The sequence below is a fragment of the Streptomyces cyaneus genome, from assembly GCF_004028635.1.
GTDB lineage: Bacteria > Actinomycetota > Actinomycetes > Streptomycetales > Streptomycetaceae > Streptomyces > Streptomyces cyaneus.
Genome location: NZ_RQJW01000033.1, coordinates 1 through 5,350, shown reverse-complemented (window position 1 = coordinate 5,350; position 5,350 = coordinate 1). Strand labels below are relative to the sequence as shown.

Here is a 5,350-nt window from a genome sequence, read left to right as displayed (position 1 = left end):
GGGCCACCGTTTCTTCGGCCCCCCTTTCGATCTCCGCTGCGGCCATGGAGGCGAGGAAGGCGTGGGCGAGCATGGCCAGCGTGATGTGCCGGTACCAGCCCGGGTAGCGGCGGACTTCGTACTGGTCCAGGCCGCATTCGTTCTTGGCGGCCTGGAAACACTCCTCGATCGTCCAGCGAATCCCGGCGATCCGCACCAGGGTCTGGGCGGTGGTACCGCTTGGCGCGTAGGCGAGGTAGTAGGCGATCTCTTCGCGCCTGGCCAGGCTGCGGCGGGCCAGCACCCACCGCTGGTGGGTGGGCTGGTCGCCGTCGAAGTCCGCGATGGTCGGCAGTTGGGCGGCTGCCCAGTCGTAGATGCGTGGTCCCTTGGCGCCGTCCCCACACGAGATCCGCTCCCACGCCTCCTCGGGTGCCTGGGCGACGCTGTGGTCGATGCGGCCGAAGCCTGCGTGGAGTTGCTGGGATTTCGGCACGGCCAGGACGTAGCCGACGCCGGCCTCCTCGAGACAGCGGCGCATCCGCCACTCCTGGCCGTAGGCGCAGTCACCGGTCACCCAGGCGATGGGCAGAGGCGAGGCCAGGGCCCGCAGGATCATCGCGCGGGCCAGCTCGCCCTTGGTCGAAAACCCCCGGCCGGCGGGGATCTTCGCCGACCGGCACCGCTCGGCGTCGTTCGTCCAGGACTTCGGCAAGTACAGCTCCCGGTCCACCAAGGCCCTGCCCTTGACCGAGGCATAGGCGGCGAACACCCCGATCTGACAATTCTCGGTGCGACCGGCCGTGCCGGAGTACTGCCGCTGAACACCGGCCGACGTGACCCCCTTCTTCAAAAAGCCGGTGTCGTCCACGACCAGCACCCCGTCCGGGCAGCCCAGCCGCTCGGTGACGTACTCCTGGACGTCGTCACGTACCTCGTCCGGCTCCCAGCGGCATGAGGCCAGCAACCGCTGCAGCCCGTCCGGTGTCCCGTGACCTGCGTACTCCGCGAGCTGCCAGCCGTTCTTCCTGCCGACCGGTCCCAGCAGCCCCCGCACGTAGTCCCGCATCCGCCGTCGCGGCTCCGCGCGGCCAAACCGTCCGCCCACCCGCACCAGCAACGACTCCAGCTCAGCTGACCACGATCCGATCTCCATACGATCCACATCGGACCAACGGCGCACCGCGACGACAAGTCACGAACCGCCATCACATGACGCACTGCCAGTCAGACAGCCTCAGAAACAGCACCCTGACCAGCACAGATACCGAAACACCGTTGGAATACCAGGAGTTCGGGCGGGCGGCCTACGTAGAGCCCTCGCGCTCGTGCTGGTCCAGCGTTCGCGGTCGCTCAAGGCTGCCTGCGTATGCCGTCGTTGGTGTCAGCTGGTGATGACAGGATGGACGGCGTGATGGAGCGCGTTGAGGCAGAGCGATTCACTAATGATGGCAACGACGCTGTGTCCGCCTCCCCGGGTCGGAGGCTCCCCGGGTACTGATCCAGGACAACTCCCTTCACTCCGCAGCGACCTGGCCAAGGTGGTGGACGCGTGCGAGCGTGGCGACGGCCGATGCCCGGACTCCGTCGGCCATCTCCTGGCGGGTCTCAACGCCCTGCTGATGCGCTAAGCGGATGCGCTGCAAGAGTACGGGATTCCGCGGCCGTACTGAGCGAACGGTTACTCAACTTGGGAAGCTGCGGCAATCTTGTGGCCCGCTGAAATGCTGACCTGGGCGAACAGCAGGTTCGCGGCCTCTTCGGCCCTGGCTGCTTTCACTGCCATTCCGGAACCGCTTGGCGAGTGGACTCGGTGGGCCAGTCTTGTTGAATGCGCACTCAGTTTTATTGGGGTGGCCAAATTCGTCATATTGTCTACGATGGAGTCACGGGGGTTCTTCATGGTCGACGATCGGGACCGCCCCGTGCAGGACTTCTTCAGATCGCCTCGGGGGAAACGTGAACAGGAGGCAAGGCGTCATGGCGAAGACGAATATCACCCGCCCAGTGACCGTAGCTGACACGAAGTCAGAGCCCGAAAATGTGGACGTGCGTCGCTTCAAGAACCATTGGGTGAGGAAGATCGTTGTCGGAGACGGGTCTGCCGCACCGGAGTTGCTCCGGGCCCAGGTTTTCCATCGCGCCAAGGTCCAGGGAACGACGGAATTTCACGACTACGAGACCATCGGGGACGACGAGCACGGCGAATTCGGCTTCTTGCAGGAAGTTGTACTGTCCACCGGCGGTCCGAGCCAAGAACTTCTGAGGTGGAGCAAGGGGTTCGGCGGCGAAGAACGCGTCGAGATCGAAATCAACGGATCGCTGCAAAGCGACACTGGCGCGTTGGTGGTCAGCATGGAGACGCGCTTCTATGAAGGCGCGACCGAGGGCACCACCGAATTGGAAGACAGTGACGTCTTCAATACCATCATCCCGAATGATCAGACATCGAACTTCGAGATCAATCTCGCCAACGACGAGGACGATTGGGCGAAGATCCGGGGCAGCATCGCGAACACCGTGCTCACCTGAAGGCACCAGTGATGGACGAGCAGAGCAGGGAGACCCGGAAACCGGCACGGCCGCCACGGGTCAGCCTTCCGGGGTTCGTCAACGAGGCTGACATCGGCCTGGGTGACGCCCTCAAACGGATCACGCGTGCTGCCACAGGTCAGCCGCCGTGCCGGGGATGCGAGCGGCGAGCCGAGACGCTCAACCGGTGGCTTGTGTTCTCCGGCAGGAGAAGTCGGGGTTCATAACTCCTACGAAGGAGTGCGCCATGACCGAACAGGACATGTCGCCACAGACATCGGAATACGTCGCGCCCGAGGAAAAGGGCTCCTGCGGGTGCGGGGGAAAGTGCAACCATTGTTCACAGACGCGCGGCTCGGTACCGCCGTCGTACGTCTACGCTGTGGGGCGAATCGAACCGCGCCTGCCGAGCCTAGGGATTGAAAAGGAGTTCGCGCAGGCGATGGGACGGGCCGAGACCGCCAGCATGACCGACCGTCAGGCCCTGCACACAATTCTCTCGGACCCGCAGAACCGCTACCTGAGCAAGCAGCTCTGTTACGTCATGGCCATCCGGGGCATCGACACCTACGTGGTGAGTCCTCGCGATCTGTTGGACTACGGAGTGCTGGTCGAGGCACTGGGCGCAGCACCCCGCACGTCCGACCTCCATGTGGTGATCGGAGTCCAGGGCCCCCTTGCCCCGCCTGACTTCTGTGGCGGGCTAGTGCTCCCCATGATCCTCTTCGATCAGATCTACGCGTTCGACGCAGACTCCCTTGTTGGCTCCCTCCCCAAGCCGGACGAAGCAGACGAGGAACAATTCCGCTCGGCAGCGGATGAGCTGTTCGAGCGCCTGATCCAAGTGGCAGACAATTCTGGTTCGTCCGACGAACACCGGGCCGTCAACTATTGCACGGTGCGTTACCCGGCGATTTACGAGCTAGCAGCACAGCGCTTCGCTACAGGGCAGGCACTGACCGCGATTGAGACCCGGCCATCGCGCCTGAGCGGCCCGCGCAACATCGTGGACGTCCTATTCTCGTATACGAACCGGAAGACGGACGTGACGGAGAAGTATTTCGTCCGGGTGGACGTCACGGAGGAATTCCCATTCCTCGTGACAAAGCTGTCTCCATACTATGACCGGTAATTCAGACGGCCGTGAGGAGCGTGCCGGAATGTCAACGCCACGCGCTACGGCAGAATTTTCGTTGTACCGAACAATCCATCACTACGGTACGGTGGCGAACCCCCGCTCAGCGGCAGGAGCAGTTAACCGGCCCACCGCGGGGGTACTCCGGGGGGGCTGGCTGGACGACTGCATCGAAACTTGCGAGTCCCTGGTGGGGCCTGATGCCCCTCCGGGCTACCCCTCGACGTCCGGGAAGTGCAGGGCATGGTGCCTGGAGCAGGGCCCACCGCCACCCGAACATCCTTCGTGTCTGGGGCCCGACCGGCAGAGCTGCATCTGGCCTTTGTCGTACGGGAGGATCAGGACAGAGTGCTGCCCGACAACCCACACGTGCTGCATGCACGACACCGGCTACAGTGCCAGCACCTACCTGAGGTGCTGTGCACCCGGATACAAATGCTGTGACGGCACATGTTGTCCGCCAGGCATGGAATGCTGTGGCGGCAAGTGCTACTGGGCCACGGAGCATCAGTGCAGCCCCGAGGGGCAGCTTTGCCCGGTTGGCCGTACCATCTGCTATGGCGAGTGCTGCGGGGAGAATGAGGAGTGCGTCGACAACCTGTGCACTCCGCGGGGCCAGGTCTGGTGTAACGGTAGTCTCTGCACCGGCAGGTGCATCCCAAACGTGGGCGACCCGTCTGGAGCGAAGGTCTGCTGCCCGCCCGGACGCCAGACCGAAGCTGGCTGCTGTCCGAGCAACCGGCCGATCTGCGGCGGTTCATGTTGCTCTAACGACGAGGCATGCGGGCGGGGAGCCTGCTGCAAGATAGGTGTCTGTTGCGAGAACGCCCCGTGCAAGCCCGGATACCACTGCTGCCACAACCGGCAGTGCTGCCCGAACAACAGGGTCTGCGGCCCTATCGATCCGGTGACGGGAGACATCCGCTGCCTGCGGCCCTGAGCGCGATGCGGCAGAGGCGACCGGGAGGATGATCACCTCGTGCGCTTCGTCCGGCGCAACAGAAGGTATGTCCAGTTAGGAAGCGCCGCGTCGGTGGTCTTCGCTTTGGTGCTCCTTCGGCCCGTGCTGGGCACCCCTGTAGCGCTGGCTCTGACAGTGGTAACCCTTCGACGCAAGCCCTGATAGAAGTTGGTGGGCCCGCGTCGGCGCAGCCCGCGCGGAGCGGGCCGAAGGCAGGAGTGGCGCGGGGAGCGGAGCTGGGAAGCGCGCCCGTCGGAGCGGAGCGCAGCCGGGGCTTGAACTCCTAGGGGGAAGCTGTTACCCAGCAGATTTTCGCGGCGTGCGAGACTGGACCTGGCGCACCTCGATTTCCCGCCTGTCTTGTGGCAGGCACGGTTAATCGGGGCGCTTGACCTCAAGGCCGTGCTCCAGATAGACGGTTCGTTCCTCGGACCGAGCCTTGACGGCTGCCTCGATCCGTGGCGCGAGCCGCGGGATCGTGAGGTCGGCCACGGAGGTCGTGGGGGTGGAAGTCGTACGCCCTGATCTCCGCGGCTTGGAGCTGGATCTGCCCTTGTAGTTCCGTCGGCAGGACGCCGCCGTCGAAGATGTAGAGGACCTCGTCCCCTTCGGCAGAGCTGGGAGCGAAGTCCGCCGCTACCCGGGCTGGTACCGGCACATCACGCTGGCCATGCTCGCCCACGCCTTCCTCGCCTCCATGGCCGCAGCGGAGATCGAAAGGGGGGCCGAAGAAACGGTGGCCC

General features: G+C 64.5%; 4 protein-coding genes. 3 read left to right on the top strand and 1 reads right to left on the bottom strand.

Translation table 11 applies throughout. The features are described from left to right. Positions 1-1,135, bottom strand: a 1,135-nt coding sequence (locus EHO50_RS43825; RefSeq protein WP_128437475.1) for an IS701 family transposase, incomplete at its 3' end; no start/stop codon positions are given. 213 nt (positions 1,136-1,348) lie between these two features. On the opposite strand from EHO50_RS43825, the gene EHO50_RS46235 reads away from it, so the two are divergent. The 3 genes from EHO50_RS46235 to EHO50_RS43805 all read left to right on the top strand — a co-directional run bounded on the left by EHO50_RS46235 (position 1,349) and on the right by EHO50_RS43805 (position 3,643). After that, positions 1,349-1,480, top strand: coding sequence for a DUF6959 family protein (locus EHO50_RS46235; RefSeq protein ID WP_425472391.1), 132 nt, complete (start codon positions 1,349-1,351; stop codon positions 1,478-1,480). Between the two features lie 479 nt (positions 1,481-1,959). Further along, positions 1,960-2,511: a hypothetical protein gene (locus tag EHO50_RS43815; RefSeq protein WP_128437474.1), complete on the top strand. Its 552-nt coding sequence runs from the start codon at positions 1,960-1,962 to the stop codon at positions 2,509-2,511. Positions 2,512-2,758: 247 nt separating this feature from the next. Continuing rightward, complete coding sequence (locus tag EHO50_RS43805; protein ID WP_246101849.1) at positions 2,759-3,643, top strand: cyanobactin maturation protease PatG family protein; 885 nt, start codon at positions 2,759-2,761, stop codon at positions 3,641-3,643. Positions 3,644-5,350: the final 1,707 nt, after the last annotated feature.

Excerpts from the sequence above, each read along its gene's own strand:
- EHO50_RS46235 (WP_425472391.1), top strand. The coding sequence starts at position 1,349 with ATGCCGTCGTTGGTGTCAGCTGGTGATGACAGGATGGACGGCGTGATG.
- EHO50_RS43815 (WP_128437474.1), top strand. The coding sequence starts at position 1,960 with ATGGCGAAGACGAATATCACCCGCCCAGTGACCGTAGCTGACACGAAG.
- EHO50_RS43805 (WP_246101849.1), top strand. The coding sequence starts at position 2,759 with ATGACCGAACAGGACATGTCGCCACAGACATCGGAATACGTCGCGCCC.